This window comes from Citrobacter arsenatis, assembly GCF_004353845.1.
Taxonomy (GTDB): Bacteria; Pseudomonadota; Gammaproteobacteria; order Enterobacterales; family Enterobacteriaceae; genus Citrobacter; species Citrobacter arsenatis.
Genome location: NZ_CP037864.1, coordinates 2,064,124 through 2,090,058, shown reverse-complemented (window position 1 = coordinate 2,090,058; position 25,935 = coordinate 2,064,124). Strand labels below are relative to the sequence as shown.

Sequence of the window (25,935 nt, the reverse complement as noted above, 5' to 3'; positions counted from 1 at the left end):
TCATAGCATAACAATACTCATTACCACATTTAAGAGCATCTACCTACTCCCAAGGAAACACGATAACCAGCCCTTTCTAACATCCGGGTAAACAATGTTGGCGTGCCGATAATTTCATCATCCTGAAGTGGCATAAATGACACCATACTACCGCGCCTATACATCAGGGCGCGCTCACACTCAGGAAATGATTGCAGCCTGGCAACGATGACCCCATCGTGACATCTGATGACTGCGTAGCCTTTTTTGGGCAATTCTAATTTTTCTTTCACTTAAACTCCCCCCCATGCAAACGGGATCAAAGTAACACCCAAAATAATTAATAAAACCAGTCGTCAGCGCTTTCCCATGTTTCCTGGAGGATAGTCTCTATTTGCTTTTTATCTTCCTTGTCCCCCCCAAACACGCTTAAACCATCGGAGCCTGTACGCCGTATGCTCAGGCTGCAGTTCTCATAGTGGTTGCCCAACCTTTTAAGTAACTCTTTCTCCAGAGCCGGAACTGCTCCCTTTGGAAGTTCTTTAGTACGATCAATGGTGAGTTCAACTTTCATATTAGCCTCCACTGCAATACTGTATATTTGTACAGTACACCGATACATTGAAATGATCAATGACTTAAGAGCACAAATTGCTAACCTTAGCCTATCAATTAGATGCAAAAAAACCCGCCGAAGCGGGTTCAATCCAATGCGGACTTGTTGTTTGAACACCATAGTAAGTATGGAGATATCAACGTCCTTAAATTTGGATAACTGTATTGATGGGGATTGATTGCACAACTTTCATACGCTCGCCCCCCCTGCAACTTTTTCTGGTTCTGTCTAACATACCCAATCAAAATAGCAACTGTGTCAGGTATCCCATAATAATCGCCATGCCCAAAATAACGGTCAGGAATGCAGCAATCAAGGGTGTTTTGAACATTGATTTAAGCAGTATTACTTCCGTCAGACTAGCTCCAGCGCTACCAATAATCAGAGCCATTACTGCTCCCGTTCCCATGCCTTTATCCATCAAGACTGATGCCAACGGAATTACTGCCTCAGCACGTATATACAAAGGTATTCCAATAACTGCACTTAATGGAATCGCAAACGGATTATCATGCCCGGCATGAGCAGCAATCCACTCTGCAGGTATAAAACCGTAGATAAACGACCCTATAACAATACCTAACATCAGATAAGGTAATACATCTTTAAATTGAGTCCAGGCATCCTGAAATGCCAGACGTATCGCACCAGGATCTCTTACTACACTTTTCGGGAAGAATTGTTTATTTGTTTGACCTGTCTCGCAGCTCAATTCACAATTTGTGCCCCGAAATGCTGAGAAACTCTTAAACGTTTCTTGTGGTTTAGAACAACTATTAGCCCCTATGTCCTGTTGATTTGATACAGAACAGCAAGCTGAAACACTCCGTAGTTTAGTTTCAAGAGTTTTTCCACTGCTAACACCACAACAGCTAGCCAGCGGTTTTGATGTTTCGACAATATGTCGGTCAAAACCAAGCACATCTAACAAAATACTTGCCAGTACGGAAACTGTTGCAGCTATAACAGCGTATAGCAGAGTAACTTTCCAACCAAAAGTAATCCACATCAGACCAATGATTATCGGGTTAAGCAGAGGTGAAACAAACAAGAATGTAAGTGTTGGACCGAAGCCTGCTTTTGCTGATAACAGTCCGCGTAACATGGGAATTGTAGAGCAGCTGCAAAACGGTGTTACAGCTCCTAACAGCGATGCAAGTATGTAACCTCTCCCCTTTCTCGCCCCTAACATTCTTTGAATCTTTTGGTCCGGAATTTTTTGCCTGATAAGGCTAACACCCGCACTAATCAGAAAAAAAAGCGCAGACAACTCGACAGCAAGAAACAAGAACATCTCTGCCGCGTTAGTAAACATAGAAATCCAGCTATTCATGAAACCCCCATAAACTATATTTCTAGAATAATCGAATCATTGAGGTTAGATCAACATATTTCTGGTATTATCGAAATATCACTAGACGAGGAAGGCACCATGCAACTAGAAGAAGTAGCTAAAGCTATGAAAGAATTAGGACATCCGACACGTTTGTTTATTTTCAAACACCTTGTTAAAGCCGGTGAACAAGGTTTACCTGTAGGTGATCTACAAAAACAACTTGCGATTCCATCTTCAACACTGAGTCATCATATATCCGCTCTTGTTTCCGTTGGTCTGGTCAAACAAAATCGCGAAAGCCGCTCCTTAATCTGCGTTTCTCAATATGACAAGTTAGAATCGATTATTGATTTTCTACGCGAAGAATGTTGCATCAACAGTCCAAAGATTTAAATCGAGGCAATCCATTGTTTTTATTTGATAAAGGAGCCGCCTAAATAACAGGCGGCTCTCCTGTCGCTTATTTCAATTTTTTGCCTGCATCATCAACGACTTTCTCGCCATCTTCTTTGGCGAAAGCCCCTTTCTGAGCATCAGGAAGGATATCCAGAACAACTTCAGAAGGACGGCACAGTTTGGTTCCCAGCGGTGTTACAACGATGGGGCGATTAATCAGGATCGGATGCTGCAACATAAAGTTAATTAACTGGTCGTCAGTAAATTTATCTTCGGCAAGACCCAGTTCCTCATACGGCTCGACGTTCTTACGCAGCAAAGCCCGGACGGAAATACCCATATCAGCAATGAGTTTGACCAGCTCATCACGTGAAGGTGGAGTTTCGAGGTAAAGAATCACGGTCGGCTCATTACCGCTGTTGCGGATCATCTCAAGCGTGTTACGCGACGTGCCGCAGGCTGGATTGTGATAAATGGTGATGTTGCTCATATCAGTATCTCATTACAAAGTGAAAGAGAGACGTAGCGCCAGCGCTGCCAGCGTTACAAACAGCACAGGCAGAGTCATGATAATCCCGGTGCGGAAATAGTATCCCCACGTGATGGTCATATTCTTCTGTGAAAGTACATGTAGCCAGAGCAGCGTTGCCAGGCTACCAATAGGTGTGATTTTCGGCCCCAGATCGCAGCCAATCACGTTGGCATAAATCATCGCCTCTTTGATGACGCCGGTTGCGGTACTGCCATCAATAGAAAGAGCGCCAACCAGCACGGTAGGCATGTTGTTCATGATGGAAGACAGGAAAGCCGTCAGGAAGCCAGTACCCAGCGTCGCGGCCCAGAGTCCTTTATCAGCCAGCACGTTCAGAACACCTGAAAGATATTCGGTTAGCCCTGCGTTGCGCAGACCGTAAACCACCAGGTACATCCCCAATGAGAAGATGACGATCTGCCAGGGTGCACCATGTAGCACTTTACCAGTGTTAATGGCATGGCCTCGTTTCGCCACTGCAAACAGAATTATCGCCCCAACCGCTGCAATCGCACTAACGGGAATACCGAGCGGCTCGAGGACGAAGAAACCAACAAGCAGGAGAATCAGAACTATCCAACCAGTGCGGAATGTAGCCGGATCTTTTATTGCTTCTGCTGGTTTCTTTAGGAGGGCCAGATCGTAACTTGGCGGGATGTCCTTGCGGAAAAACAGATGCAGCATAATTAGTGTGGCAATAATGGCGGCGATATCGACCGGTACCATCACCGAGGCATATTCGGTGAATCCCAGACCAAAGAAGTCCGCCGAAACAATATTCACCAGGTTCGACACGATAAGCGGCAGGCTGGCCGTATCGGCAATAAACCCGGCGGCCATGACAAATGCCAGCGTAGTACCTTTACTGAAACCTAATGCCAGCAGCATGGCGATGACAATTGGAGTCAGAATCAATGCCGCGCCATCGTTGGCAAACAGTGCCGCCACCGCTGCACCTAGCAGAACGATATACGTAAAGAGCAAACGGCCACGACCGTTACCCCAGCGTGAAACATGCAATGCCGCCCATTCGAAAAAGCCTGATTCATCGAGCAGCAGGCTGATGATAATCACCGCAATAAAGGTCGCTGTCGCGTTCCAGACGATATTCCACACCACCGGAATATCGCCTATATGCACAACGCCAGAAATCAAAGCCAGGCCCGCGCCCAGCGTTGCACTCCAGCCGATCCCTAATCCTTTCGGTTGACAGATAACCAAGACAATGGTCAGGACAAAAATAGCGCCTGCCAGTAACATACACCCTCCTGACAGGGCGGATCTGCCGCCCTGTATAAACAAAAAATTAACTCGCCAACTCTCTGAGTTTTTCAATACCTGTTGGCTCAGAAGCCAGTACCGGAACGAGCGCTATATGGTCAGCGTGCTGATTCTTAACAGCCTCAATCTGAGGCTGTTCCTGCTGAGCGCGCTGGCAAAGCAACGGAGAACGCGTATCCGCGATGGAAAGGCTGTTATTGATAATCCAGCCCCATGGATGAATCCCCGCTCTTTCAAGGTCAGCCTGTAGGCTTGCCGCTTCCAGTACCGGTGTGGTTTCAGGCAGAGTGACCAGCAGAACTTTGGTTCGTTCCGGGTCCTGAAGCTGCATCATTGGGGTAGTAAAATGACCTTTCTCCCCCATTTTTTTGGCAATCTCTCGGTGGTAAGCCCCGGTAGCATCCAGCAACAACAGCGTGTGCCCAGTGGGAGCTGTATCCATGACAACAAACCGCTTACCTGCTTCACGAATCACTCGGGAAAAAGCCTGGAACACGGCAATTTCTTCAGTACAGGGAGAACGTAAATCTTCTTCCAATAGCCGTTTCCCTGCTTCGTCCAGATCTTTTCCCTTCGTCTCAAGAACATGCTGGCGATAGCGTTCGGTTTCATCGTGAGGGTTGATGCGGCTGACCTGCAGGTTTTTGAGGCTGCCGTTCAGCGTTGTACTCAGGTGCGCAGCGGGATCAGAGGTGGTGAGATGCACGTCATATCCCATGTCTGCCAGCCTTACGGCGATGGCAGCAGCCATCGTGGTTTTCCCTACACCACCTTTGCCCATCAACATAATCAGGCCATGTTCACTGCGGGCGATATCATCGACCAGGTCAGAGAGCGATAAGTTTTCAGGCGTGTACAGGACGTTCGTTACCGGGAGCGGTAATGCATCAAAACGGGTATCCAGCAGCCCCTTCAACGCAGACACACCAACCATATTTACTGGCTGGAGTAATAAGGTATCTCTCGGTAGCTCAGATAAACCAGCAGGAAGATTTGCCAGTGCTTCCTGCTCCCGTTGCCATATCGCAGCAGCCAGCGCGTCATGTTCAGCTTCGGCTTTAGGCAGCACACCATTAATAACCAGGTACTGGTTTTTCAGGCCAATTGCGGCCAGTTCTTCATGGGTGCGGGCTACTTCCTGCAGCGTAGATTTTTGCAGTCGTGCAACCAGAACCAGGCGGGTACGTTCAGGATCGGACAACGCCTCTACCGCATGAGCATACTGCTCACGCTGCTTTTCCAGCCCGGCCATTGGGCCAAGACAGGAAGCACCATCCGGATTACTTTCAATGAAACTACTCCAGGCACCGGGAAGCTGGAGAAGGCGAATCGTGTGGCCCGTCGGCGCTGTATCAAAAATGATGTGATCGAAGCGGGTCAGCAGGGAAGCGTCTGTCAATAAGCCGGTGAACTCATCAAACGCCGCAATCTCAGTCGTACAGGCTCCTGAAAGCTGCTCGCTGATACTGTTAACAACGTCTTCAGGCAGAAGACCTTTGATAGGATCAACGATTCTGGAGCGGTATTGTTGGGCGGCTTCCTGAGGGTCAATCTCCAGAGCGGAAAGTCCAGTAACTGCTGTCACAGAGCGAATGGTGTTACCGATAGCCTGGTCGAATACCTGACCGACATTGGAGGCTGGATCTGTACTGACCAGCAAAACCCGCTTACCTTGTTCGGCAAGGCGGATAGCCGTCGCGCAGGAAATGGACGTTTTTCCTACGCCACCCTTGCCAGTAAAAAACAGGTAAGGCGGGATATTCTCTAAGAATTTCATATGTCCTCCTGACATATTCAGCAACAGGAAGTATTACCACCACAGCAGCTGGTGGGAGCTAACCCTACCTTCTCCAGCGGAATACCGAACCAGCGAGCCAGCTCAGCGCGTTTTGGGTATCGCCCAGCCATCACCGTTTCACCGTCCAACAGCAGTAGCGGAAGCCCTTCTGCTCCAGATGCTTCGAGGAATACTTTCGCTTTCTCATTATGAACAAAGCTCATGGGCTGCTGCGCCAGGTTATAACGTTCAACCTGTACGCCACGTCCTTTCAGCCACTGCACATCAGCAGAGAAATCAACCAGAACCTGATCGACATCTGAGCCACATACGCCGGTACTGCAGCACATTGCCGGGTCAAACACCGTTAACGTCTTCATTCTGAATACCTCACATTCGAAAAATCATATATGTTCAGGCAAATTTTTTAGATGCAAACAGCCTTACCGCTACCAGAGCAGTTTGCCGATGCCAGCTTACGGGCGATGGCCTGTACGTCGTCCTGTTGGCTTAACCAAGCCTGCTCAATTACCTGAGCAGCCCATGACGGAATATGCGGAGATAAGCGGTAGTGAACCCACTTGCCCTGCTTGCGATCCAGTAATAATCCACTTTCCCGGAGCATTGCCAGATGACGGGAGATCTTGGGCTGCGACTGATCCAGCGCAGTACAGAGATCGCACACGCATAGCTCTCCCATTTCTCTAAGCAGCAACACGATGTCCAGCCGAGTTTCATCGGAAAGGTTTTTGAAGAGTTGTAGAGAAGTTAGTTCAGCCATTTTAGTCTCCTGAATTCTCTCCGTAGTTTCCTGCAATAGTTGAGTGTCGTCAACCATCACATTCGAAAATTCGAATATGATGGCTATGTGGTTTTAATATCAGATTTACTGATTGTTCATTATTCAATTTGTTAATCCTGCCGCTTTTCGACGCCTGTATTCATCTATCAGTAATTGTGCTGGCGTTGGTCCTGCCGGATGGCGCGGCGCTTCCAGTTGACGTCGAATTGGTGGGACACTTAGTCCATTACCAACATGCTTCGACCACTTCGTGAGTAACTTTTCTGCCAGTCGTTTCAGCTCCCCCTCTGTCATTTGTCGTTCTACGCCCGTTCTCCGCATTTCAATGCAGATGTGATACAGCACGGGCTGAGGCCATGGATATTTATCGCTTCCTGAATACCGATATGACTCATTGCGCCAGCGCCGGTATTCCGTCATAACCTGCTCCGATTTCAGTCCGAATGGATTCGCCCCACTCTCTGAAACCAGAGAAACAAACTCAGCCAGGTCAGGCGGCCATGTATTTCCCATCGCGCAGCGCTCCATGCATTGCTGACAGACCAGCCGAATTTGAGGTTCAGTCATCGAACCTATCTGGGCTATCCAGATAGGCGAAGGCTCCGCCCCGTTCTTCTGGGTCCATCGGTTCGAATACACCTCCCCCATGACCTGCCACAGTCGCCAGGCTGTTTCCGTCGCCATCAAGTCCATTCCTGCGGCGCCACTCTGCGTGTGCTGACTGAATTTGCTGAACTGCCCGGGATGCTGTTGGTTCTGATCCTGCTCCCACATGACTGTTACCTCCGGTTTCTGGTTTTACCTGCGTTCTCACCCGGGCTACATGTCGGGCAAATTTTTGTTCCCACTGGATTTGAGTAAAAACTTTCCCTTCCGACTCCCAATACGCGGTGAATTCTGCGAGTTCAGTCAGAAGGTAATCTGGTTCAGGCAGGGAGATACCCCACGATGCGGCGCGCTGTCGGAAGTCTCTGGAGGGAAGCCAGCTATCTGCCATGCTGAATTTCCCGATCGGTTCATCAACACCGTCCAGGTACCGGGGCATGGACGGGGATGGCAGTTCCTCCCCATTCGGATTTTTCATCGCGCCCGCGTTAAGAGAGGGGTTTAAGATCTGTTTACTGCTAACTGCTTTCTGGATACCTGATGGCAAAGGTTTAGCCAAAGACTTAGCCTTATCCTTAGGCAAGGCGAAAGCCTTATCAAAAGCCATCCCCATAGCGTCAGAAACCCCGAAGCAGGCGACTTTGAGAGCTTCATAAGCTTTATCTTTCAGTGAACATTCGGGCAGTAATTCAAACGATCTTGCCCAGGATTTGATCACGTTTACTGATGCTGGCGGATTATGTTTCACCGCATTAGGCAACCAAAAAACTCTGGCTTTAAGATCGGCTTCCACCATACCTAACGCTATGGCTTCACCTAAGGCTAAGTCGAAGGCTTCGACATCCCAGTTTAATTCTTCGGCCATAGCCGCCCTTCCCGCCTTATAAAGCCCGGGAATAATCCCTGTGAATGGACCTGTAAGCAGGTAAATAAACAGACTCTGCCCACTTGGCGGGAGTGGTGATAAGGCTCGAAACTTAGGATCATCCCACATGGTGATCTTCACCTTACGGTAAGGCTCGTTACTAGCCTTACTCTTAGGCATGGCCTTAGCCAAAGGATTAGGCATACTTCACCCCGCGAGTTGCAGTAATAATGGTCATAGGTCAAAACTCGATTAAAACAATTGCGGCGCTACGGCGCTTATACTCGCCAGTAGTGGTCCCACCGCGTCAGCAGGTAGCATGTTGAACAATGCGATTGCCGCCTCACGAATTTCCTTCTCGAGCTTTTGTAATGGAGCGCCAATTAATTTCGCATGGTGTGCCTCACTGCACTCTTTGATAGCGTTCGCCACCAGCTCCGCTTCTGTGCTCGCATTACTTAACCCGTGCTTCCTGGCAATCTGAACTGGCATAGCAGCAATGATTGAGTCTGACAGCTGCATAACGTAAGCCGTGTACTTTTCTGACCCCCCTTCATTTTTCAGATATCGGAATAAATTCTGCTTATTAACAGCAATTCCGCGCCCATCTGCTTTGGCCCACTCTTCAGCCACCAGCTGAGCGATCCGTTCCTGTGCCTGTCCTGGTAATGTCGATTCCCATTCACGAACGGCGGCCAATATGGCACGGTGCTGGATACTGTCACGTCGCTGGGGTTTAAATTGATTTTGCGATTTCACCGCAGCGGCTACTCGTGGTTTATTATGGGTATAAGCTACTGATTGCATCTTTCAGACCTCGCTTTGTGGTGGAAATACACTATCAAGAGAGCAGGTGCGCCCTAACTCGTTAAGCTTCTCCACAATCAATCTGCATTCCGGTAGGCCAGGCTGACGTGTTCCGTTCTCATAATTTGAGAGCCTTGACTGACGCCACCCGAATAATTTGGCTAATTGCTCTTGAGTTAAACCGAGCGCTTGCCGTTCTTTGGCGATGTTGTTCATCTTGTCCTCACATTTAGTGTTTAGCCGAATTAAACACACAATGTGTTAGATAGTCAAGACGAAACGTTCTTTGAGCGTTAACACGTAACGTGGTAAAAATCAGTAATGAATATAAACACTGCAATTGCCGCCAGACTGAAGCAGCTACGCGAACAGAAAAATATGTCGCAATCTAAACTCGCAGAGTTATGTGGGTGGGCTCAGTCACGCATCGGGAACTATGAAGCGGGTCGCCGCAATGTGGGCGTTGACGACGCTATAACGATATCTAAAGCTCTCGGAATTAGCCCTGCTGAACTAATGTTTGGTGATGATCACGCCGAATCATGGTTAACGCCAAAACATCGTAAGTTGATTACTCTTTTTGACCAGTTGCCGGAGTCTGAACAAGACAGAATGATCGATACCTTTCAATTGCGGCTGAAAGAAATTGATGAGTATGTCGAGAAGTACCTTCGGGGACGATTAAAGCCAACTGACGATTAAGCTACAATTTTTAACAATCTAACCAGCCTACTTGGCTGGTTTTTTTATGCCTTTCACCTTCCCTTTTCCCATATCGTTATCATCCACGCCACCTTAAACACATGATGTGTTGACTTTCAAACACATTTAGAGTTTAAATATAAACACAGTTTGAAAAACGTCATCTAGGCAGGACGCCCACGAAGTAGCTGCCGGCGGCATACGAATCACCGGATGAGATGGCGAACATTAATGCGCAGCAGTCAGTACCGTTCCGCTTGCCAGCGATAAGGCTAAATGAAGAACCCCCCTGTATCACTGTTACTGGACACAGGGACAGAATGTTGAGGGAAACATTATGAGGATCGAAATAACTAAAGTTGGAGGCAAGGTTTGCTTAGTCATATCCCCTATCAAGTTCTCTGTCGCGGATCGCATAGCTACTGCCATGGAAAACAGCGAAATCGTTGCAGCTCTTGGTGCTTATTTCACAGCCATTGGAGAGGCACCAAACGGAGAACTCGTTGGGCTCTATCTCTATTTTAATAACTTGGATACCGCTACGTTCGTAACGCTCAATCATTTGATTGAAACGGATGAGCCAGTCCCGATAGTCATCAGGTAATACCCACGAATCGGTCAGAACTTCTTTACAGGAATCATACTGTGCGCGGTTCTTGAACCAAAAAACACTTATTGGTCGAGCGGCCATTTTTATGTCCTTGCTGGCTAGATGGGAAATACCAGCTTACCACCGAGCCTGAAATGGAGAAATGACCGGTAAAACAAGGAAACCAAAATGATTGATTTCGCACGTAAACCAGTGCGGTGTCAGGCCGTACATCTAAACCGCATTGAAGTAATCATTCGACTAATTTGCTACATGCTCGCACAGAAGGGCGACCCGTCTGCCGACCAACAGACTGCAGTTCGTTCATAACGAGTTTGACCAATGGCTGTTGCCAGCATCAGTAAGGAAGTGACTATGGAGTTTGGAATGAAACGTGTGGTGGCATCTGTTCAGGTCGTTGCCATCCTCAACAGGATTTACAACGGCAGTCCGGTTTCCATCGCATCTATCAGTAAAGAATCAAAGCTGTCTGTGTCTTATCTCGAGCAGATTTTCTCGAAGCTGCGCAGCAGTGAAATCGTAACCAGCCAGCGTGGCGCTGGTGGCGGATACCACCTTCGCAAAGCAAATCCCAGCGTGGCTGACGTCGTTCGCGCCGTTACTCACACGCCTGATTCATTTGAACCCGTGCTGAATGCTCTGGAGTGGGTTCCCGTCGCACAGCTGGCGCAGGGAAAATCCCCTACCCCATAAAGCACAAAACCCGCGCAAGGCGGGTTAAGTACCCGGTCAGCCGACCAAAGCTTTCCGGAACGAGTTTTGACCAATAACCACTACCTTAGGCGGCGATCATCAGCTGCCGGGTATCTTACAATCCAATGGAGCCCGAACGCAATGTTAACGTATGCGTATCTTATTAAAGCCAAAGCGAAAGCTACTGAGGCAAAAAACCTGTTTTGCTGGTTCTCTGCGAAATCAGATTCCCGTGCAGAACGCGAAATCCTCAATATTCTCGAAGACAATGGTATTGCCGTCGGTCGTGGTGCCGATTATCAATTACCAGTCCGCACCAACTGGTTTGTTGTTGACGATCTTCCTGAGGAAAGCACACTTGATGACACATGGTGCGATCGTTACGAACTGGCAGAAGACCAGCAGACGTGGCAACTGAAACAGAGGCCTGATGATGAAAATCAGGAGACTTCCAGCCAGCAAAAACCTGAAACTACCAGTGCCAATGTACCCACCAGCGATGCACCAGAGTTGCTCCGCCCAATATCTCGCCTGCGCCTGTCTCAGCGACTGATTGCGCACCTGGTCAATGACACTGAAGAGAAGGAAATCAGTGAAGCGCAGCACATCCAGATCGGACAAATGGAACTGGACGAAAATGATCTCTATGTGCAAAACCTGTTACAAGCCGTTGCGAATGTGCCAGCGGTGAAAGAGCTTTCTGCTCATGTCGAGTGGAAGCTGGCAAGCGCTGTAAAAGAAGTCTTCGACCGTGAGCAGGTCTATACCGTTGCTTCATTTGAGCAATTTATTACCGAATGGATTGCAGAACCAGAAAAGCGAGCTCTTACCGTTCAGGAGTGGGTTAATCAAAAGAAAGCAGGAGTTGCGGGTGATGAACATGCCACTCCACCTGTAACGCCAGAGCTTATTACCGTTGCGACTCTGCCGCTACGCCAGCGCCTCTTAGCTCAGTTTATTTCTGAAGAATATGCTTACCATATTGATACTGAGCAGAAGAAAACCATTCAAGAACTCGAGCTGGATGTGGATAACAGCTATGTGCAGAACCTGCTGCTTGCCTCCGAGAATGTAGAACCATTCAGGAAAGCGCCAGAGATCGATATCTGGAAGATTGTCAGCGCGCTGAAAACCGTTTTTCCGGTTGATGGAAAACGAGTTGATCTGGTCACCGTCATTCAGTTCTTTAAGGCCTGGTTCAACACTGAACACATTGACCGTGGGCTGCTGGTTAAAGAGTGGTGTAAGGGCAATCGTGTGTCGCAGATTCAACGCACTGACTCCGGAACCAACGCTGGTGGAGGCAATAAGACCGATCGCAACCCGCAACTTGTCCACACGCTGGATACTCTGGACATTGATATTGCGCTGGCCACACTTCCAATGGATTTCAACATCTACGATATTCCTGGTGGCGTTTTCCGTCGTGCAAAAGAGATCATTTCTAAAAACGAAAGCCCGTTCAAAGAGTGGTCCGCCGCCCTGCGCAAACGCGCTGGCATCCTGGATTATTCCCGCGCCGCTATTTTCGCGCTTATTCGTAGTGCAGAAGAAAACACTCACCATTTCCCGGAACTGCTGAGCCGTTACATCAACAAAAACCTGACTGAAACCGACCACCAGCACCCAACTGAAGAAACCCTGGCGGCAGCCGGTCACGTACCAGAAAAAAGCTGGGAAAACGAGATTAAAGAGAAGTCCACAGCTGAACAGAAGGCAATAACCGAGCAACCAGAAATCGCCAACATGGGCAACGGTGTTTTCTCCATTGATGGCCTGATGGGTAACCAGCCGGCGCCAGCGCTTTCTGTCGTAGACCAGGTACGCCAGCGCGCCGTCGAAGAAAAATTACATCAAGCCAATACCGAGGAAACCACCAGCGATGTGCAGATGGAAAAAACTGACAACAGCGAAATCAAAGCCAATCCTGATGTGCCTCAGGGCGAAGCAGCAGCTTTGCCAGTTGAAAGCACGGATGCAACTGGTGAGCCTCCATCTTCCCTGAATAATGAACCCGTTCACCATATAGATACGGATCACCTGAACGCTTTTTATACTCACCTGATGGTTGATTTGGAAACTATGGGCAGCGGTCCTGATGCACCAATAGTCTCTATCGGCGCCGTATATTTTGATCCTTCAACTGGTAACACTGGTGCCGAATTTTACCAGGTTGTCAGTCTTGAATCATCGATGTCGTTTGGCATGAAACCGGATGCGTCAACAATTCAGTGGTGGTTGAAACAATCATCTGAAGCCCGTTCTGCAATTCTGGTTGATGAGGCCATGGGGCTGCGTGAAACCCTTGAACTACTGGCTGACTTTATTGCTGAAAATGCTGCTAACGGTAGCCACACTGTTCAGCTGTGGGGTAATGGATGCTCGTTTGATAACGTCATTCTCCGCCGCGCATATGCATTAACAGAAACTCCCTTCGCTGTTCCGTTCTGGAATGACAGGGACGTAAGGACCATGGTTGAACTGGGTAAATCTGTCGGTATCAACCCACGCTTCGACATCCCGTTTGAAGGCGACATGCACAATGCGCTTTCTGACGCCCGGCATCAGGTCAAATACGTATCTGCAATCTGGCAGCGCCTGACAAAAAACTGATTTTAGGTTTTCACTTACAGCCAGTTGCAGCATGTATTGTTGTGGCTGGCGGCATCGGAGTTATGTATGTCGCAACTCATTTTCAGCGAAGAGTGGATGGTGGAAGCGCGACTAACAGAAAAGACCGGCTTGTCTGAAAGACAAATTAAAAGTTATCGGTTGAATTTGTGGATCGAAGGCGTGCATTTCAAACATCTGACAGCTCTCGGGGAAACTGACAATTCTAAAGGTCTGCTTTGGTACAACTATCCAAAGATTAACCAATTAGTACAGGAAGCATGATGGACTTTCCAACCGGCGTTGAGCTGCATAATGGAAAAATACGGATCACATTTACCTATCGCGGCAAACGTTGCCGCGAAGTCCTTCGCGGCTGGACGGTGAACAGCAGCAACATCAAAAAAGCTGGAAATCTTCGCGCGCTCATAACAAGTGAAATACAGCTCGGTAAGTTCGACTATGCGGAACGTTTCCCGGAATCCAAAGCGCTTAAGAAGTTCATCACAACCAAAAAAATCACCACGTTTAAAGAATTAAGTGATTTTTTTACAGACACCAAAGCCTTAGAGGTATCTGGTGCAACACTGCTATCGCTTACTTCGGTCGTAAATACGTTACTACGTGTAATCGGAGAAAATACCCGTCTGGTAGATATTGAGCATGCCGACATCTTGCATTACCGAAAGGAGTTATTGACCGGGACAATTATTAACCCGGCGATGCCGAATCTGGCCAGGCAGGGCCGCGCGCCCTCAACAGTCAATAAACAGATGGCAGTTTTATCAGAAATGCTTAAGCTCGCAAACCGAAGCCAGTTTATATTGCATGCTCCTTATGAAGGAGTGTCGCGACTCAAGTTATCTAAAAATGATCCCGACCCACTTTTACTTCATGAGTACCAGGCTCTGATAGCCGCCCTTCCCCGTAGCCAGGCATTAATCATTATTGTTGCCGTACATACGGGGATGAGGCCGGGCGAGATATGCGCCCTGGCATGGGAAGACATTGATTTGGTAAAAGGTGAAATCCACGTATCCAGAAGTTTGACGAATAAGCGAGTATTTGTACCCCCTAAGACAGATGCCGGAATAAGGACGATAACGTTGCTTAAACCTGCGCTGGATGCACTAAAGGAACAATACGAAATCACCGGCGCTAATCCGAAGCAAGAAATTCGATTTCACCATCGGGAGATCGGAAAAACTGAGCAGCAATCTCTTCGCTTCGTTTTTTCACCGACAGCATATTCGTCCAGGAAAGGCAGTTACTTCTCCAAGAACTCGATTGCCTATGGCTGGAAGCGAGGCACTAAACTTGCCAATATCCGCGAAAGGAATCCTTATCAGTCACGGCATACCTACGCATGCTGGACTTTGATGGCCGGAGCGAACCCGTCATTCATAGCGAGTCAGATGGGACATGAAGATGCGCGCATGGTGTACGAGGTTTACTCCAAGTGGATTGGCGACATGAACCAGGATCAGGTCAACATGCTGAACAATCAGATGCCAACAGCACTGCCCCCAGGGCGCCCCCACGGGCAGGGGAGCATGAGAAAAGTTATTTAATTTCATAGCGCTGCTTTCAATCCACATAATCAGCGTTAAACTATTCATACCGTTATTTTAGGGAGGAACGATGATGCGCGTATTGGTTGTCGAGGATAATGCTTTATTACGCCACCACCTCAAGGTTCAGCTACAGGATTTAGGGCATCAGGTTGATGATGCAGAAGATGCAAAGGAAGCGGACTATTATCTGAATGAGCATCTGCCAGATATCGCAATCGTTGATTTAGGACTCCCCGATGAAGACGGTTTGTCGTTGATCCGTCGCTGGCGCAGCAATGAGGTTTCGCTGCCGATACTGGTGTTAACCGCGCGTGAAGGCTGGCAGGACAAAGTGGAAGTACTCAGCGCTGGCGCTGACGATTACGTCACCAAACCGTTTCACATCGAAGAGGTGGCGGCGCGCATGCAGGCACTAATGCGACGCAACAGCGGTCTGGCATCGCAGATTATCTCCCTTCCGCCTTTTCAGGTGGACCTGTCTCGCCGGGAATTGTCCGTCAATGATGAAGTTATCAAACTTACGGCGTTCGAATACACCATTATGGAAACGCTCATCCGTAATAACGGAAAAGTAGTAAGTAAAGATTCGCTCATGTTGCAACTTTACCCGGACGCCGAACTGCGTGAAAGTCACACCATTGATGTTCTGATGGGACGTCTGCGTAAGAAAATACAGGCGCAATACCCGAACGACGTCATCACCACCGTGCGTGGTCAGGGATATCTTTTTGAATTGCGCTAATGAATAAATTATTGCGTCATTTTTTCCCGTTATCGCTGCGGTTGCGCTTTTTACTGGCAACTGCAGGCGTAGTGTTGGTGCTCTCACTGGCCTACGGCATGGTTGCCCTGGTGGGCTACAGCGTCAGCTTCGATAAGACAACGTTCCGCCTGCTGCGCGGTGAAAGCAATCTGTTCTATACCCTGGCAAAATGGGAGAACGGCAAGATTAATATCGAGCTGCCCGAAAATCTCGATATGCAAAGCCCAACAATGTCGCTGATCTATAACGAAAGTGGTCAGTTGTTGTGGGCGCAGCGCAATGTTCCCTGGCTAACGCAAAGTATTCAACCTGACTGGTTAAAAACGAATGGTTTTCATGAAATTGAAGCCAATGTAGACGCTACCAGCACCTTACTAGGCGAAGATCACTCCGCTCAGCAGCAGCTAAAAGAAGTCAGAGAAGATGACGACGATGCCGAAATGACCCACTCCGTGGCGGTGAACGTCTACCCTGCTACTGCCAGAATGCCACAGTTGACCATTGTGGTGGTCGATACCATCCCTATTGAGCTTAAGCGCTCATATATGGTCTGGAGTTGGTTTATTTATGTGTTGGTCGCCAATCTATTGCTGGTCATTCCGCTGTTATGGGTGGCCGCCTGGTGGAGTCTGCGGCCGATTGAATCGCTGGCGCGCGAAGTCCGTGAGCTTGAGGAACATCATCGTGAGATGCTGAACCCCGCCACTACGCGAGAACTAACCAGCCTGGTTCGCAATCTCAATCGGCTTTTAAAAAGCGAACGTGAGCGTTACGACAAATACCGCACCACGTTAACGGATCTCACGCACAGTCTGAAAACACCGCTGGCGGTACTACAGAGTACGCTCCGCTCGATGCGTAATGAAAAGATGAACGTCAGCGACGCTGAGCCCATCATGCTGGAACAAATCAGCCGTATTTCCCAGCAGATAGGCTATTACCTGCATCGCGCCAGTATGCGTGGCAGTAGCGCTTTGCTCAGTCGCGAACTGCATCCGGTCGCACCGTTACTGGATAAGCTCACTTCGGCGCTGAATAAGGTGTATCAGCGTAAAGGGGTCAACATTAATCTCGATATCTCACCCGAAATCAGTTTTGTGGGCGAGCAGAACGATTTTGTCGAAGTGATGGGCAATGTTCTGGATAACGCCTGCAAATACTGTCTGGAATTTGTCGAAATTTCAGCGCAACTGTCCGAGGATCAATTGCATATTCTGGTTGAAGATGATGGTCCTGGAATTCCGCAAAGCAAACGGGAAGTGGTGTTTGACCGTGGACAACGCGTAGACACGCTACGCCCAGGACAAGGCGTCGGGCTGGCGGTGGCGCGGGAAATCACCGAGCAGTATGACGGGCAGATAATTGCAGGCGACAGCCTGCTGGGTGGCGCGCGCATGGAAGTTATTTTTGGCCGTCAGCAGCCGGGCCAGAAAGACGAGTAATCGTCGCATGTAATAAATATGTACTGACTTCACGCTTGAGGTTAAGTATCCGTTATAATCGGTTGCAGATACCAGCCTGCGGGATGCTCATTATGGAATACCAACTCACACTTAACTGGCCCGATTTTCTTGAACGCCACTGGCAGAAACGCCCAGTGGTCTTAAAACGCGGGTTTAATAACTTTATTGACCCACTCTCTCCTGACGAACTGGCTGGACTGGCAATGGAAAGCGAAGTCGACAGCCGACTCGTCAGCCACCAGGACGGTAAATGGCAGGTGAGCCACGGTCCGTTCGAAAGCTATGATCATCTCGGCGAGAACAACTGGTCATTGCTGGTACAAGCGGTCAATCACTGGCATGAGCCAACCGCCGCGCTGATGCGCCCGTTTCGCGAACTGCCGGACTGGCGCATCGACGATCTGATGATCTCCTTCTCCGTACCCGGTGGCGGCGTTGGCCCGCATCTGGATCAGTACGATGTGTTTATCATTCAGGGAACCGGGCGTCGTCGCTGGCGTGTGGGTGAAAAACTGCAGTTAAAGCAGCATTGCCCTCACCCGGACCTGCTGCAGGTCGATCCGTTTGAAGCCATCATCGATGAAGAACTGGAACCCGGCGATATCCTGTATATTCCGCCAGGATTCCCGCACGAAGGCTATGCGCTGGAAAACGCCATGAACTATTCGGTCGGATTCCGCGCGCCAAACACTCGCGAGCTTATCAGCGGCTTCGCCGATTACGTTTTGCAACGTGAGTTGGGCAGCACGTATTACAGCGATCCTGAGCTGCCGCCGCGCGATCATCCGGCAGACGTTCTGCCGCAGGAGATGGACAAGCTGCGCGAAATGATGCTGGGGCTGATCAATCAACCCGAACATTTCCAGCAGTGGTTTGGCGAGTTTATTTCTCAGTCTCGTCATGAACTGGATATTGCCCCGCCAGAGCCACCGTATCAGCCAGACGAAATTTACGATGCCCTGAAACAGGGGGATGTATTAGTGCGTCTGGGCGGATTGCGTGTATTGCGCATCGGGGATGACGTCTACGCTAACGGTGAGAAAATTGATTCACCGCATCGCCCGGCCCTGGAAGCGCTGGCCAGTCATATTGTGCTAACAGCCGAGAACTTTGAGGATGCGCTGGAAGATCCATCTTTCCTTGCCATGCTTGCCGCGCTGGTCAACAGCGGGTACTGGTTCTTCGAAGGGTAAATTTTGAGAGTGTGCCGGATGGCGCTTCGCTTATCCGGCCTACAAATATCGTATCCCGTAGGCCGAATAAGCGAAGCGCCATCCGGCATCTACCGGCAAAAACGACTACTGTTTCGCCGTCAATTCCGCAATACGCACAATCACCTGTACCGCTTTTTCCATCCCTTCCAGAGTGACAAACTCATGTTTACCATGATAATTGTAGCCGCCGGTGAACAGATTCGGACACGGTAATCCCATAAACGACAGCTGCGCGCCGTCGGTACCTCCACGAATAGGTTTCAGTACTGGCTCAATATCGCAATCGCGCATCGCCTGCTGGGCGATATCCAGCACATGTGGATGCTCAATCACTTTTTCGCGCATATTGTAGTAGCTGTCTTCAATCACCAGTTCGATATAGCAATCCGGGTGTAACCCTTTGCCGACCTTTTTGGCGATATCCATAATCTTGCGTTTTCGCGCTTCAAACTGCTTGCGGTCAAAATCACGGATGATGTAGTGCATATCCGCCCGGTCAACCGTCCCTTTCATGCTCGCCAGATGATAAAAGCCTTCGTAGCCTTCCGTCGTTTCCGGACTTTCGTCTACCGGAACTTCAGCGTGAATACGCGCCGCCAGCGACAGCGCATTCACCATCACCCCTTTTGCGGTACCGGGATGCACATTGTTGCCGACAATTTTGATATTAACCGACGCGGCGTTGAAGTTTTCAAACTCCAGCTCACCCACGCCACCGCCGTCAACGGTATAGGCCCACTTCGCATCGAATGCCGCAACGTCAAAATGCTTCGCGCCTTTACCAACCTCTTCGTCCGGTGTAAAAGCCACGCGAATATCACCGTGCGGAATGTCTTTTTGGATTAGCACCGCCAGTGCGGTCATAATTTCCGCCACACCAGCTTTATCATCCGCACCCAGTAGCGTTTTACCGTCTGTAGTGATCAGCGTCTGACCCAGAAGTTGATGCAGTACCGGGAACATCACCGGCGATAAAACTTCATCACCAATGCCTAACGCAATATCGCCACCGCGATAGTTTTCAACGATTTGCGGATTAACGTTTTTACCGCTGAAATCCGGTGAGGTATCCACATGGGAAATAAAGCCGATCGCGGGAATATTACCAGCAACGTTAGCGGGCAACGTGGCCATCAACGTCCCCTTTTCGCTCAGTGAAATATTTACCAGCCCCATCTCTTCGAGCTGTTGTTTGAGCAGTTGCAATAACTTCCACTGTCCTTCGGTGCTGGGTACCTGCCGCACGCCCGATTTTGATTGGGTGTCCAGCGACACGTAGTGTAAAAAACGCTCAAGTAGTTTATCCATGCAGTCACCCTCACTTTTTGTGACAACATTATCAATAAGCAACAAAAGACAAATATTGCGTCAGGTCACTTTTATCCCCGCAAGTGAGAATATTTCGCCCTGACATCCCCTCTGACTATAGGGCTAAGTCAGTAATTCGCAACAAGGATTGGCGATTACCGTGGTTTGCCGTAGAATAACGGCCCTCATTAAGAGTCATCAAGGTGGTTAACCACAAACCCCGCAGCGGTCAGCCATCCGTTGCGTTTACATGGGACAGAGTAAAAAATTGAATAAACAACCGCGTTCGCTTTCTCCACTGGTGCAATTAGCGGGAATTCGCAAAAGTTTCGATGGCAAAGAGGTGATTTCCAGCCTGGATTTGACCATCAATAATGGCGAGTTTCTCACGCTGCTCGGCCCCTCTGGCTGCGGTAAAACAACCGTTCTACGCCTGATTGCCGGTCTGGAAACGGTTGATTCCGGTCATATTATGTTGGACAACCAGGATATCACTCACGTTCCTGCGGAAAACCGCTACGTGAACACCGTCTTCCAAAGCTATGCGTTATTTCCCCACATGACCGTGTTTGAGAATGTGGCCTTTGGTCTACGCATGCAAAAAACCCCCGCAGTCGACATTCCTCCTCGCGTTACTGAAGCTCTGCGCATGGTGCAACTGGAAGAGTTCGCCCAGCGAAAACCGCATCAACTCTCCGGTGGACAGCAGCAGCGCGTAGCGATTGCCCGTGCGGTAGTCAATAAACCACGTTTACTCCTGTTAGATGAATCCCTCTCTGCGCTGGACTACAAACTACGTAAGCAGATGCAGAACGAACTGAAGGCGCTACAACGTAAGCTGGGTATCACTTTTGTTTTTGTCACGCACGACCAGGAAGAAGCGCTGACCATGTCAGACCGTATCGTGGTGATGCGCGATGGTAAGATTGAGCAGGACGGTACGCCGCGCGAAATCTACGAAGAGCCGAAAAATCTGTTCGTCGCCGGGTTTATCGGCGAGATCAATATGTTTAACGCCACGGTGATAGAACGCCTGGACGAACAGCGCGTCCGTGCTAACGTTGAAGGTCGCGAGTGCAATATCTATGTCAACTTCGCCGTTAAGCCCGGGCAGAAGCTGCACGTCCTGTTACGCCCGGAAGATCTGCGTGTTGATGAAATTAACGACGATAATCATATCGAAGGCCTGATCGGCTACGTGCGTGAACGCAACTACAAGGGCATGACGCTGGAGTCGGTTGTGGAACTGGAAAATGGCAAGATGGTGATGGTTAGCGAATTCTTCAACGAAGACGATCCTGACTTTGACCACTCCCTCGACCAGAAAATGGCGATTAACTGGGTAGAAAGCTGGGAGGTCGTACTGGCTGATGAAGAACACAAGTAAATTCCAGAGTGTGGTGATCGTCACCATTGTCGGTTGGCTTGTGTTATTTGTCTTTCTGCCCAACCTGATGATCATCGGTACCAGCTTTTTAACCCGTGACGACGCCAACTTCGTCAAAATGGTCTTTACGCTGGAAAACTATGCACGCCTGCTCGATCCGCTCTATTTTGAGGTGTTGGTTCACTCCCTCAATATGGCGCTGATCGCTACGTTCGCCTGCCTGGTACTCGGCTATCCGTTCGCCTGGTTTTTGGTGAAACTGCCGGAAAAAGTGCGCCCGCTTCTGCTGTTCCTGCTGATTGTTCCATTCTGGACCAACTCGCTTATTCGCATCTACGGGCTCAAAATTTTCCTCAGTACCAAAGGCTATCTCAACGAATTTCTGTTGTGGCTCGGCGTTATCGATACTCCTATTCGCATCATGTTTACCCCCAGCGCGGTGATAATCGGCCTGGTGTACATTCTTCTGCCGTTTATGGTCATGCCGCTCTATTCCAGCATTGAAAAGCTCGATAAACCGCTGCTGGAAGCCGCGCGCGATTTGGGGGCCAGTAAACTTCAGACCTTTACCCGCATCATTATTCCGCTGACGATGCCAGGGATTATCGCCGGATGCCTGCTGGTTATGCTGCCTGCAATGGGGCTGTTTTATGTTTCCGACCTCATGGGCGGAGCGAAAAACCTGCTAATTGGCAACGTGATTAAAGTACAGTTCCTGAACATCCGCGACTGGCCATTCGGTGCCGCCACCAGCATTACGTTGACCATCGTGATGGGGCTGATGCTACTGGTTTACTGGCGCGCCTCCCGCTTGCTGAACAAGAAGGTGGAACTCGAATGATCGGTCGACTGCTTCGTGGCGGTTTTATGACCGCTATCTACGCGTATCTGTATATTCCAATCATTATCTTGATTGTGAACTCCTTTAACAGCTCGCGCTTTGGTATCAACTGGCAGGGTTTCACCACCAAATGGTACGGCCTGCTGATGAACAACGACAGCCTGCTGCAGGCAGCGCAGCACTCGCTGACGATGGCGGTGCTCTCCGCCACGTTCGCCACGCTGATCGGCTCACTTACCGCGGTCGCGCTTTACCGCTACCGTTTTCGCGGTAAACCGTTCGTCAGCGGCATGCTGTTCGTGGTGATGATGTCGCCAGATATCGTGATGGCTATATCTCTGCTGGTGCTGTTTATGCTGATCGGCATTCAACTGGGGTTCTGGTCGCTGCTGTTCTCGCATATCACTTTTTGTCTGCCTTTTGTGGTGGTGACGGTTTACTCACGCCTGAAAGGTTTTGATGTACGCATGCTTGAGGCGGCTAAAGATCTTGGTGCCAGCGAAGTGACGATTCTGCGTAAGATCATACTGCCACTGGCTATGCCTGCGGTGGCTGCGGGTTGGTTGCTGAGCTTTACGCTGTCGATGGATGATGTCGTCGTTTCATCCTTCGTTACCGGGCCGGGTTATGAAATTCTGCCATTAAAAATCTACTCAATGGTTAAGGTCGGCGTATCACCAGAGGTGAACGCGCTGGCGACCATTTTGTTGGTTCTGTCGCTGGTTATGGTGATCGCCAGCCAGCTTATTGCACGTGATAAAACCAAGGGCCGTTAAGGCCCTTAATTCAGGGGACGTTAAATGATGAAAAAATGGTCACGCCACCTGCTCGCGGCGGGTGCTCTGGCACTGGGCATGAGCGCCGCTCACGCGAATGACAACAACACGCTTTATTTCTATAACTGGACTGAATATGTTCCGCCTGGACTGCTGGAGCAATTCACCAAAGAGACCGGCATTAAGGTTATCTATTCGACCTACGAGTCAAATGAAACCATGTACGCCAAGCTCAAAACCTATAAAGACGGCGCCTACGATTTGGTGGTTCCGTCCACCTATTACGTCGACAAAATGCGCAAAGAAGGCATGATCCAGAAGATCGACAAGTCGACGTTGACCAACTTCCACAACCTCGACCCGGAAATGCTCAACAAGCCGTTTGACCCCAACAATGACTACTCCATCCCATATATCTGGGGTGCAACGGCTATTGGCATCAACAGCGATGCCATCGACCCGAAAACCGTAACCAGCTGGGCCGACCTGTGGAAACCGGAGTACAAAGGCAGCCTGTTGTTAACGGATGACGCGCGTGAAGTGTTCCAGATGGCGCTGCGCAAGCTGGGGTACTCCGGCAATACCACCGATCCTAAAGAGATTGAAGCCGCCTATAACGAGTTGAAGAAGCTGATGCCTAACGTCGCAGCGTTTAACTCTGACAACCCAGCCAACCCGTATATGGAAGGCGAAGTTAATCTGGGGATGGTGTGGAACGGCTCCGCGTATGTTGCGCGTCAGGCCGGCACTCCGCTGGAAGTGGTATGGCCAAAAGAAGGTGGCATTTTCTGGATGGACAGCCTGTCTATTCCGGCTAACGCGAAAAACAAAGAAGGTGCGCTGAAGCTGATTAACTTCCTGCTGCGCCCGGACGTGGCGAAAGAAGTCGCAGAAACTATCGGTTACCCGACGCCAAACCTGGCAGCACGCAAGCTGTTAAGTCCGGAAGTGGCGAACGACAAAACACTCTACCCTGACGCAGAAACCATCAACAAAGGGGAATGGCAGAACGATGTCGGTTCCGCCAGCGCTATCTATGAAGAGTATTATCAGAAGCTTAAAGCAGGACGCTAATTCAGCGTTGTAAGGAATGCCCGATGGCGCTACGCCTATCGGGCCTATAACAATGCAAACCGTAGGCCCGATAAGGCGTTTGCCGCCATCCGGCAAAAAAAAATCACAGTCCTTTCAGTAACTTCTCAACGAACTCAGGCACCACCTGGCTTGCCGGACCGTAATACTTCTCTTCAAACTCGCTTCCCACCTGGCTCGGTTCAAGATTTAGCTCTACCGTATGCGCCCCATGCAGTCGCGCCTCATGCACAAAACCCGCTGCCGGATAAACATGGCCCGACGTGCCAATGGCAATAAATACATCCGCCATTGCCAGCGCCATATAGATTTCATCCATGCCCAGAGGCATTTCACCAAACCACACCACGTGTGGTCTTAGCGGAGCCGGAAACTGGCAGCAATGACATTTATCTTCCGGGGTCACATCACCTGTCCACTCCAGAATCTGACCGCTTTGTGAACAGCGAACCTTGAGCAGTTCGCCGTGCATATGAATCACGTTCTGGCTGCCCGCACGTTCATGCAGGTTATCAATGTTCTGCGTCACCAGTAAAAAACGGTCGCCCAGCTCGGCTTCGAGTTTTGCCAGCGCGATATGCGCTGCATTAGGCTGGATTTCTGGCTGTTGCAACTGATGACGACGGGCGTTATAAAACGACTGGACCAGCTGCGGATTGCGACTAAAGCCTTCCGGAGTCGCAACGTCCTCAACCCGATGTTCTTCCCAGAGACCATCCGCAGCGCGGAAGGTTCGAATTCCTGACTCAGCGGAGATCCCCGCTCCCGTCAGTACCAGTACTCTTGGTTTTTCCATCAATTCAGGCACCACTCTGTCTCTGAAAAAGATTCGTTGACGCAGGCGATCGCGCAAATGGCGTTTATTTTTACGAAAGCGGCTTAACCGATGACCCCGACGCGACAGCATAACAACCTCTTTGTATTAATCGGTAAGATGTAGGAAAGCAGCCCCGCGCATCCCGCCCGCATCACCATGCCGTGCCTGCTCAATACGCGGCACCCGGGCAACCGGCAGTAGATGACGTGGCAGTCGGTCCGCCAGTTGCGTCGTAATAGCGGTAAAATTCGACAAGCCTCCACCGATCACCACCAAATCAGGATCGACGATAGTCAGGATATTCCCAAGGCACACCGCCAGCAAATCCAGATAGCGTTCAACGTGGGCACGCGCTTGCTCATCACCCTGCTCCCACAGCGCAATAATTTCACGGGCATCCAACGGTTGATGGTAGTAATGCTGATACAACCACGCAAATCCACCGCCGGAAAGATAACTTTCGATACATCCTAGTTGACCGCACCCGCAGCGGCGCAGCGGAAAATCAAAACCCATCAGGGTCAGCGCATCGACAGGCAGACGAATATGACCAAACTCGCCGGTAATATAGCTGCGGCCGGTGATGGACTTTCCGTTCAGCACCAGACCGCCGCCGACGCCCGTGCCGAGGATCAACCCCATCACGAGCGGATATTGGGTGAATTCGTCATCCCAGGCTTCGGAGAGGGCGAAACAGTTCGCATCGTTGTCCAGACGCACATCGCGATCAAGGCGGGCGCTGAGATCGGCGCGAAGCGGTTTACCACTGGCGGCAGGAACGTTGGCTGCGTACAGCGTGCCATCTTCCGTTTCCGGCATGCCAGGAATGCCGATGCCTACCGAACCTTTGACGCCGAACCGCTGGTCCGCTTCTGTCACCAGATTGCAGACCGCATCAAGGAAAGCGTCGTAGCTGTCACGAGGCGTAGGAACGCGAGTTTCCCACTGCAAACGACGTTGCTTATCAAACACGCCCAATGCAATTTTGGTCCCGCCGATGTCAAATCCGTAATACATCACCGCTCCTTGATACACATTATCTTTCAAGATGCCTCTGCGTTGGCTACGCCCTGATGCAGCATGAATGC

General features: G+C 49.8%; 29 protein-coding genes and 1 pseudogene. 14 read left to right on the top strand and 16 right to left on the bottom strand.

Features of this window, described 5'->3' with window-relative positions; translation table 11 throughout:
* Positions 1-29 precede the first annotated feature (29 nt).
* The 3 genes from E1B03_RS10965 to E1B03_RS10955 all read right to left on the bottom strand — a co-directional run bounded on the left by E1B03_RS10965 (position 30) and on the right by E1B03_RS10955 (position 1,928).
* A complete protein-coding gene (locus E1B03_RS10965; RefSeq protein WP_133086189.1) occupies positions 30-272 on the bottom strand; it encodes a hypothetical protein in 243 nt (80 codons plus the stop codon).
* Between the two features lie 47 nt (positions 273-319).
* On the bottom strand, positions 320-553 hold the full coding sequence (locus tag E1B03_RS10960) for a DinI family protein (protein WP_133086188.1): 234 nt from the start codon (positions 551-553) through the stop codon (positions 320-322).
* Between the two features lie 283 nt (positions 554-836).
* Positions 837-1,928 (bottom strand): permease, encoded by a 1,092-nt coding sequence (locus tag E1B03_RS10955; protein WP_133086187.1) that lies wholly within the window; start codon positions 1,926-1,928, stop codon positions 837-839.
* A gap of 99 nt (positions 1,929-2,027) precedes the next feature.
* Here E1B03_RS10955 and E1B03_RS10950 point away from each other — a divergent pair, with 99 nt between their 5' ends.
* Positions 2,028-2,324, top strand: coding sequence for an ArsR/SmtB family transcription factor (locus tag E1B03_RS10950; RefSeq protein WP_038641364.1), 297 nt, complete (start codon positions 2,028-2,030; stop codon positions 2,322-2,324).
* Between the two features lie 67 nt (positions 2,325-2,391).
* Here E1B03_RS10950 and arsC read toward each other — a convergent pair whose 3' ends face one another.
* The 9 genes from arsC to E1B03_RS10905 form a co-directional block, all read right to left on the bottom strand.
* Complete coding sequence (arsC, locus tag E1B03_RS10945; protein ID WP_038641366.1) at positions 2,392-2,817, bottom strand: glutaredoxin-dependent arsenate reductase; 426 nt, start codon at positions 2,815-2,817, stop codon at positions 2,392-2,394.
* A 12-nt stretch (positions 2,818-2,829) separates the two neighbouring features.
* On the bottom strand, positions 2,830-4,119 hold the full coding sequence (gene arsB, locus E1B03_RS10940; protein ID WP_133086186.1) for an arsenite efflux transporter membrane subunit ArsB: 1,290 nt from the start codon (positions 4,117-4,119) through the stop codon (positions 2,830-2,832).
* A 46-nt stretch (positions 4,120-4,165) separates the two neighbouring features.
* Positions 4,166-5,917: an arsenite efflux transporter ATPase subunit ArsA gene (arsA, locus tag E1B03_RS10935; protein WP_133086185.1), complete on the bottom strand. Its 1,752-nt coding sequence runs from the start codon at positions 5,915-5,917 to the stop codon at positions 4,166-4,168.
* A 17-nt stretch (positions 5,918-5,934) separates the two neighbouring features.
* Positions 5,935-6,297: an arsenite efflux transporter metallochaperone ArsD gene (gene arsD / locus E1B03_RS10930; RefSeq protein ID WP_038641374.1), complete on the bottom strand. Its 363-nt coding sequence runs from the start codon at positions 6,295-6,297 to the stop codon at positions 5,935-5,937.
* 47 nt (positions 6,298-6,344) lie between these two features.
* A complete protein-coding gene (gene arsR / locus E1B03_RS10925; RefSeq protein ID WP_133086184.1) occupies positions 6,345-6,698 on the bottom strand; it encodes an As(III)-sensing metalloregulatory transcriptional repressor ArsR in 354 nt (117 codons plus the stop codon).
* Positions 6,699-6,821: 123 nt separating this feature from the next.
* Positions 6,822-7,367, bottom strand: a complete 546-nt coding sequence (locus E1B03_RS10920; RefSeq protein WP_127785720.1) for a replication protein P — start codon at positions 7,365-7,367, stop codon at positions 6,822-6,824.
* Entirely contained in the window at positions 7,279-8,190 is a 912-nt protein-coding gene (locus E1B03_RS26470) for a DnaT-like ssDNA-binding domain-containing protein (protein WP_246044156.1), read from the bottom strand. The genes E1B03_RS10920 and E1B03_RS26470 overlap by 89 nt, the downstream gene beginning before the upstream one ends.
* A 252-nt stretch (positions 8,191-8,442) precedes the next feature.
* Positions 8,443-8,997 carry a toxin YdaT family protein gene (locus E1B03_RS10910; protein ID WP_128611835.1) on the bottom strand — a complete coding sequence of 185 codons (555 nt, stop codon included), beginning with the start codon at positions 8,995-8,997 and terminating at the stop codon, positions 8,443-8,445.
* Between the two features lie 3 nt (positions 8,998-9,000).
* Positions 9,001-9,213, bottom strand: coding sequence for a helix-turn-helix domain-containing protein (locus E1B03_RS10905; protein WP_003832309.1), 213 nt, complete (start codon positions 9,211-9,213; stop codon positions 9,001-9,003).
* Positions 9,214-9,318: 105 nt separating this feature from the next.
* Between E1B03_RS10905 and E1B03_RS10900 the strand changes: the two genes are divergently transcribed.
* Positions 9,319-9,699: a helix-turn-helix domain-containing protein gene (locus tag E1B03_RS10900; protein ID WP_003832307.1), complete on the top strand. Its 381-nt coding sequence runs from the start codon at positions 9,319-9,321 to the stop codon at positions 9,697-9,699.
* A gap of 376 nt (positions 9,700-10,075) precedes the next feature.
* Here E1B03_RS10900 and E1B03_RS10895 read toward each other — a convergent pair whose 3' ends face one another.
* The gene (locus E1B03_RS10895; RefSeq protein WP_071681809.1) at positions 10,076-10,390 is read right to left on the bottom strand and encodes a hypothetical protein; all 315 of its coding nucleotides are present in this window, start codon (positions 10,388-10,390) and stop codon (positions 10,076-10,078) included.
* Between the two features lie 84 nt (positions 10,391-10,474).
* On the opposite strand from E1B03_RS10895, the pseudogene E1B03_RS26465 reads away from it, so the two are divergent.
* The 8 genes and pseudogenes from E1B03_RS26465 to roxA form a co-directional block, all read left to right on the top strand.
* A pseudogene (locus E1B03_RS26465) lies at positions 10,475-10,618 on the top strand (hypothetical protein); the annotation flags it as partial.
* 45 nt (positions 10,619-10,663) lie between these two features.
* Positions 10,664-11,002, top strand: a complete 339-nt coding sequence (locus tag E1B03_RS10890) for an RrF2 family transcriptional regulator (RefSeq protein ID WP_246044155.1) — start codon at positions 10,664-10,666, stop codon at positions 11,000-11,002.
* Between the two features lie 141 nt (positions 11,003-11,143).
* The gene (locus tag E1B03_RS10885; RefSeq protein ID WP_133087214.1) at positions 11,144-13,615 is read left to right on the top strand and encodes a 3'-5' exonuclease; all 2,472 of its coding nucleotides are present in this window, start codon (positions 11,144-11,146) and stop codon (positions 13,613-13,615) included.
* Positions 13,616-13,681: 66 nt separating this feature from the next.
* Positions 13,682-13,897 (top strand): excisionase family protein, encoded by a 216-nt coding sequence (xisR, locus tag E1B03_RS10880; RefSeq protein WP_003832298.1) that lies wholly within the window; start codon positions 13,682-13,684, stop codon positions 13,895-13,897.
* Positions 13,897-15,183, top strand: coding sequence for a site-specific integrase (locus tag E1B03_RS10875; protein WP_133087213.1), 1,287 nt, complete (start codon positions 13,897-13,899; stop codon positions 15,181-15,183). Before xisR ends, E1B03_RS10875 begins: the two co-directional genes overlap by 1 nt.
* A gap of 73 nt (positions 15,184-15,256) precedes the next feature.
* A complete protein-coding gene (phoP, locus tag E1B03_RS10870; protein ID WP_046274776.1) occupies positions 15,257-15,928 on the top strand; it encodes a two-component system response regulator PhoP in 672 nt (223 codons plus the stop codon).
* Positions 15,928-17,391 (top strand): two-component system sensor histidine kinase PhoQ, encoded by a 1,464-nt coding sequence (phoQ, locus tag E1B03_RS10865; protein WP_133086182.1) that lies wholly within the window; start codon positions 15,928-15,930, stop codon positions 17,389-17,391. The genes phoP and phoQ overlap by 1 nt, the downstream gene beginning before the upstream one ends.
* A 92-nt stretch (positions 17,392-17,483) precedes the next feature.
* Entirely contained in the window at positions 17,484-18,605 is a 1,122-nt protein-coding gene (roxA, locus tag E1B03_RS10860; RefSeq protein WP_103771397.1) for a [50S ribosomal protein L16]-arginine 3-hydroxylase, read from the top strand.
* A gap of 105 nt (positions 18,606-18,710) precedes the next feature.
* On the opposite strand, the gene pepT is transcribed toward roxA, so the two are convergent.
* Entirely contained in the window at positions 18,711-19,934 is a 1,224-nt protein-coding gene (gene pepT, locus E1B03_RS10855) for a peptidase T (RefSeq protein WP_103771398.1), read from the bottom strand.
* 250 nt (positions 19,935-20,184) lie between these two features.
* Between pepT and potA the strand changes: the two genes are divergently transcribed.
* From potA to potD, 4 genes are read left to right on the top strand one after another with little or no spacing between them, the layout of a single operon-like run.
* Entirely contained in the window at positions 20,185-21,321 is a 1,137-nt protein-coding gene (gene potA / locus E1B03_RS10850; protein ID WP_133086181.1) for a spermidine/putrescine ABC transporter ATP-binding protein PotA, read from the top strand.
* A complete protein-coding gene (gene potB, locus E1B03_RS10845) occupies positions 21,305-22,162 on the top strand; it encodes a spermidine/putrescine ABC transporter permease PotB (RefSeq protein WP_103771400.1) in 858 nt (285 codons plus the stop codon). The genes potA and potB overlap by 17 nt, the downstream gene beginning before the upstream one ends.
* Positions 22,159-22,938 carry a spermidine/putrescine ABC transporter permease PotC gene (potC, locus tag E1B03_RS10840; RefSeq protein ID WP_003030794.1) on the top strand — a complete coding sequence of 260 codons (780 nt, stop codon included), beginning with the start codon at positions 22,159-22,161 and terminating at the stop codon, positions 22,936-22,938. The genes potB and potC overlap by 4 nt, the downstream gene beginning before the upstream one ends.
* A gap of 27 nt (positions 22,939-22,965) precedes the next feature.
* Positions 22,966-24,012, top strand: coding sequence for a spermidine/putrescine ABC transporter substrate-binding protein PotD (gene potD / locus E1B03_RS10835; protein WP_029139492.1), 1,047 nt, complete (start codon positions 22,966-22,968; stop codon positions 24,010-24,012).
* 103 nt (positions 24,013-24,115) lie between these two features.
* Here the strand turns inward: potD and cobB are convergent, their stop codons facing one another.
* The gene (gene cobB, locus E1B03_RS10830; RefSeq protein ID WP_103771401.1) at positions 24,116-24,937 is read right to left on the bottom strand and encodes a Sir2 family NAD+-dependent deacetylase; all 822 of its coding nucleotides are present in this window, start codon (positions 24,935-24,937) and stop codon (positions 24,116-24,118) included.
* A 15-nt stretch (positions 24,938-24,952) separates the two neighbouring features.
* On the bottom strand, positions 24,953-25,864 hold the full coding sequence (gene nagK, locus E1B03_RS10825) for an N-acetylglucosamine kinase (RefSeq protein WP_043015985.1): 912 nt from the start codon (positions 25,862-25,864) through the stop codon (positions 24,953-24,955).
* Positions 25,865-25,935: the final 71 nt, after the last annotated feature.

Coding starts and splice junctions, on each gene's coding strand:
- phoQ (WP_133086182.1), top strand. CDS start 15,928: ATGAATAAATTATTGCGTCATTTTTTCCCGTTATCGCTGCGGTTGCGC.
- E1B03_RS26470 (WP_246044156.1), bottom strand. CDS start 8,190: ATGGCCGAAGAATTAAACTGGGATGTCGAAGCCTTCGACTTAGCCTTA.
- E1B03_RS10960 (WP_133086188.1), bottom strand. CDS start 553: ATGAAAGTTGAACTCACCATTGATCGTACTAAAGAACTTCCAAAGGGA.
- arsR (WP_133086184.1), bottom strand. CDS start 6,698: ATGGCTGAACTAACTTCTCTACAACTCTTCAAAAACCTTTCCGATGAA.
- roxA (WP_103771397.1), top strand. CDS start 17,484: ATGGAATACCAACTCACACTTAACTGGCCCGATTTTCTTGAACGCCAC.
- E1B03_RS10900 (WP_003832307.1), top strand. CDS start 9,319: ATGAATATAAACACTGCAATTGCCGCCAGACTGAAGCAGCTACGCGAA.
- arsD (WP_038641374.1), bottom strand. CDS start 6,297: ATGAAGACGTTAACGGTGTTTGACCCGGCAATGTGCTGCAGTACCGGC.
- arsB (WP_133086186.1), bottom strand. CDS start 4,119: ATGTTACTGGCAGGCGCTATTTTTGTCCTGACCATTGTCTTGGTTATC.
- potA (WP_133086181.1), top strand. CDS start 20,185: ATGGGACAGAGTAAAAAATTGAATAAACAACCGCGTTCGCTTTCTCCA.
- cobB (WP_103771401.1), bottom strand. CDS start 24,937: ATGCTGTCGCGTCGGGGTCATCGGTTAAGCCGCTTTCGTAAAAATAAA.
- E1B03_RS10920 (WP_127785720.1), bottom strand. CDS start 7,367: ATGGGGGAGGTGTATTCGAACCGATGGACCCAGAAGAACGGGGCGGAG.
- E1B03_RS10950 (WP_038641364.1), top strand. CDS start 2,028: ATGCAACTAGAAGAAGTAGCTAAAGCTATGAAAGAATTAGGACATCCG.
- pepT (WP_103771398.1), bottom strand. CDS start 19,934: ATGGATAAACTACTTGAGCGTTTTTTACACTACGTGTCGCTGGACACC.
- E1B03_RS10955 (WP_133086187.1), bottom strand. CDS start 1,928: ATGAATAGCTGGATTTCTATGTTTACTAACGCGGCAGAGATGTTCTTG.
- potD (WP_029139492.1), top strand. CDS start 22,966: ATGAAAAAATGGTCACGCCACCTGCTCGCGGCGGGTGCTCTGGCACTG.
- E1B03_RS10895 (WP_071681809.1), bottom strand. CDS start 10,390: ATGGCCGCTCGACCAATAAGTGTTTTTTGGTTCAAGAACCGCGCACAG.
- arsC (WP_038641366.1), bottom strand. CDS start 2,817: ATGAGCAACATCACCATTTATCACAATCCAGCCTGCGGCACGTCGCGT.
- E1B03_RS10910 (WP_128611835.1), bottom strand. CDS start 8,997: ATGCAATCAGTAGCTTATACCCATAATAAACCACGAGTAGCCGCTGCG.
- arsA (WP_133086185.1), bottom strand. CDS start 5,917: ATGAAATTCTTAGAGAATATCCCGCCTTACCTGTTTTTTACTGGCAAG.
- potB (WP_103771400.1), top strand. CDS start 21,305: ATGAAGAACACAAGTAAATTCCAGAGTGTGGTGATCGTCACCATTGTC.
- E1B03_RS10890 (WP_246044155.1), top strand. CDS start 10,664: ATGGAGTTTGGAATGAAACGTGTGGTGGCATCTGTTCAGGTCGTTGCC.
- E1B03_RS10875 (WP_133087213.1), top strand. CDS start 13,897: ATGGACTTTCCAACCGGCGTTGAGCTGCATAATGGAAAAATACGGATC.
- E1B03_RS10905 (WP_003832309.1), bottom strand. CDS start 9,213: ATGAACAACATCGCCAAAGAACGGCAAGCGCTCGGTTTAACTCAAGAG.
- xisR (WP_003832298.1), top strand. CDS start 13,682: ATGTCGCAACTCATTTTCAGCGAAGAGTGGATGGTGGAAGCGCGACTA.
- nagK (WP_043015985.1), bottom strand. CDS start 25,864: ATGTATTACGGATTTGACATCGGCGGGACCAAAATTGCATTGGGCGTG.
- E1B03_RS10885 (WP_133087214.1), top strand. CDS start 11,144: ATGTTAACGTATGCGTATCTTATTAAAGCCAAAGCGAAAGCTACTGAG.
- potC (WP_003030794.1), top strand. CDS start 22,159: ATGATCGGTCGACTGCTTCGTGGCGGTTTTATGACCGCTATCTACGCG.
- phoP (WP_046274776.1), top strand. CDS start 15,257: ATGCGCGTATTGGTTGTCGAGGATAATGCTTTATTACGCCACCACCTC.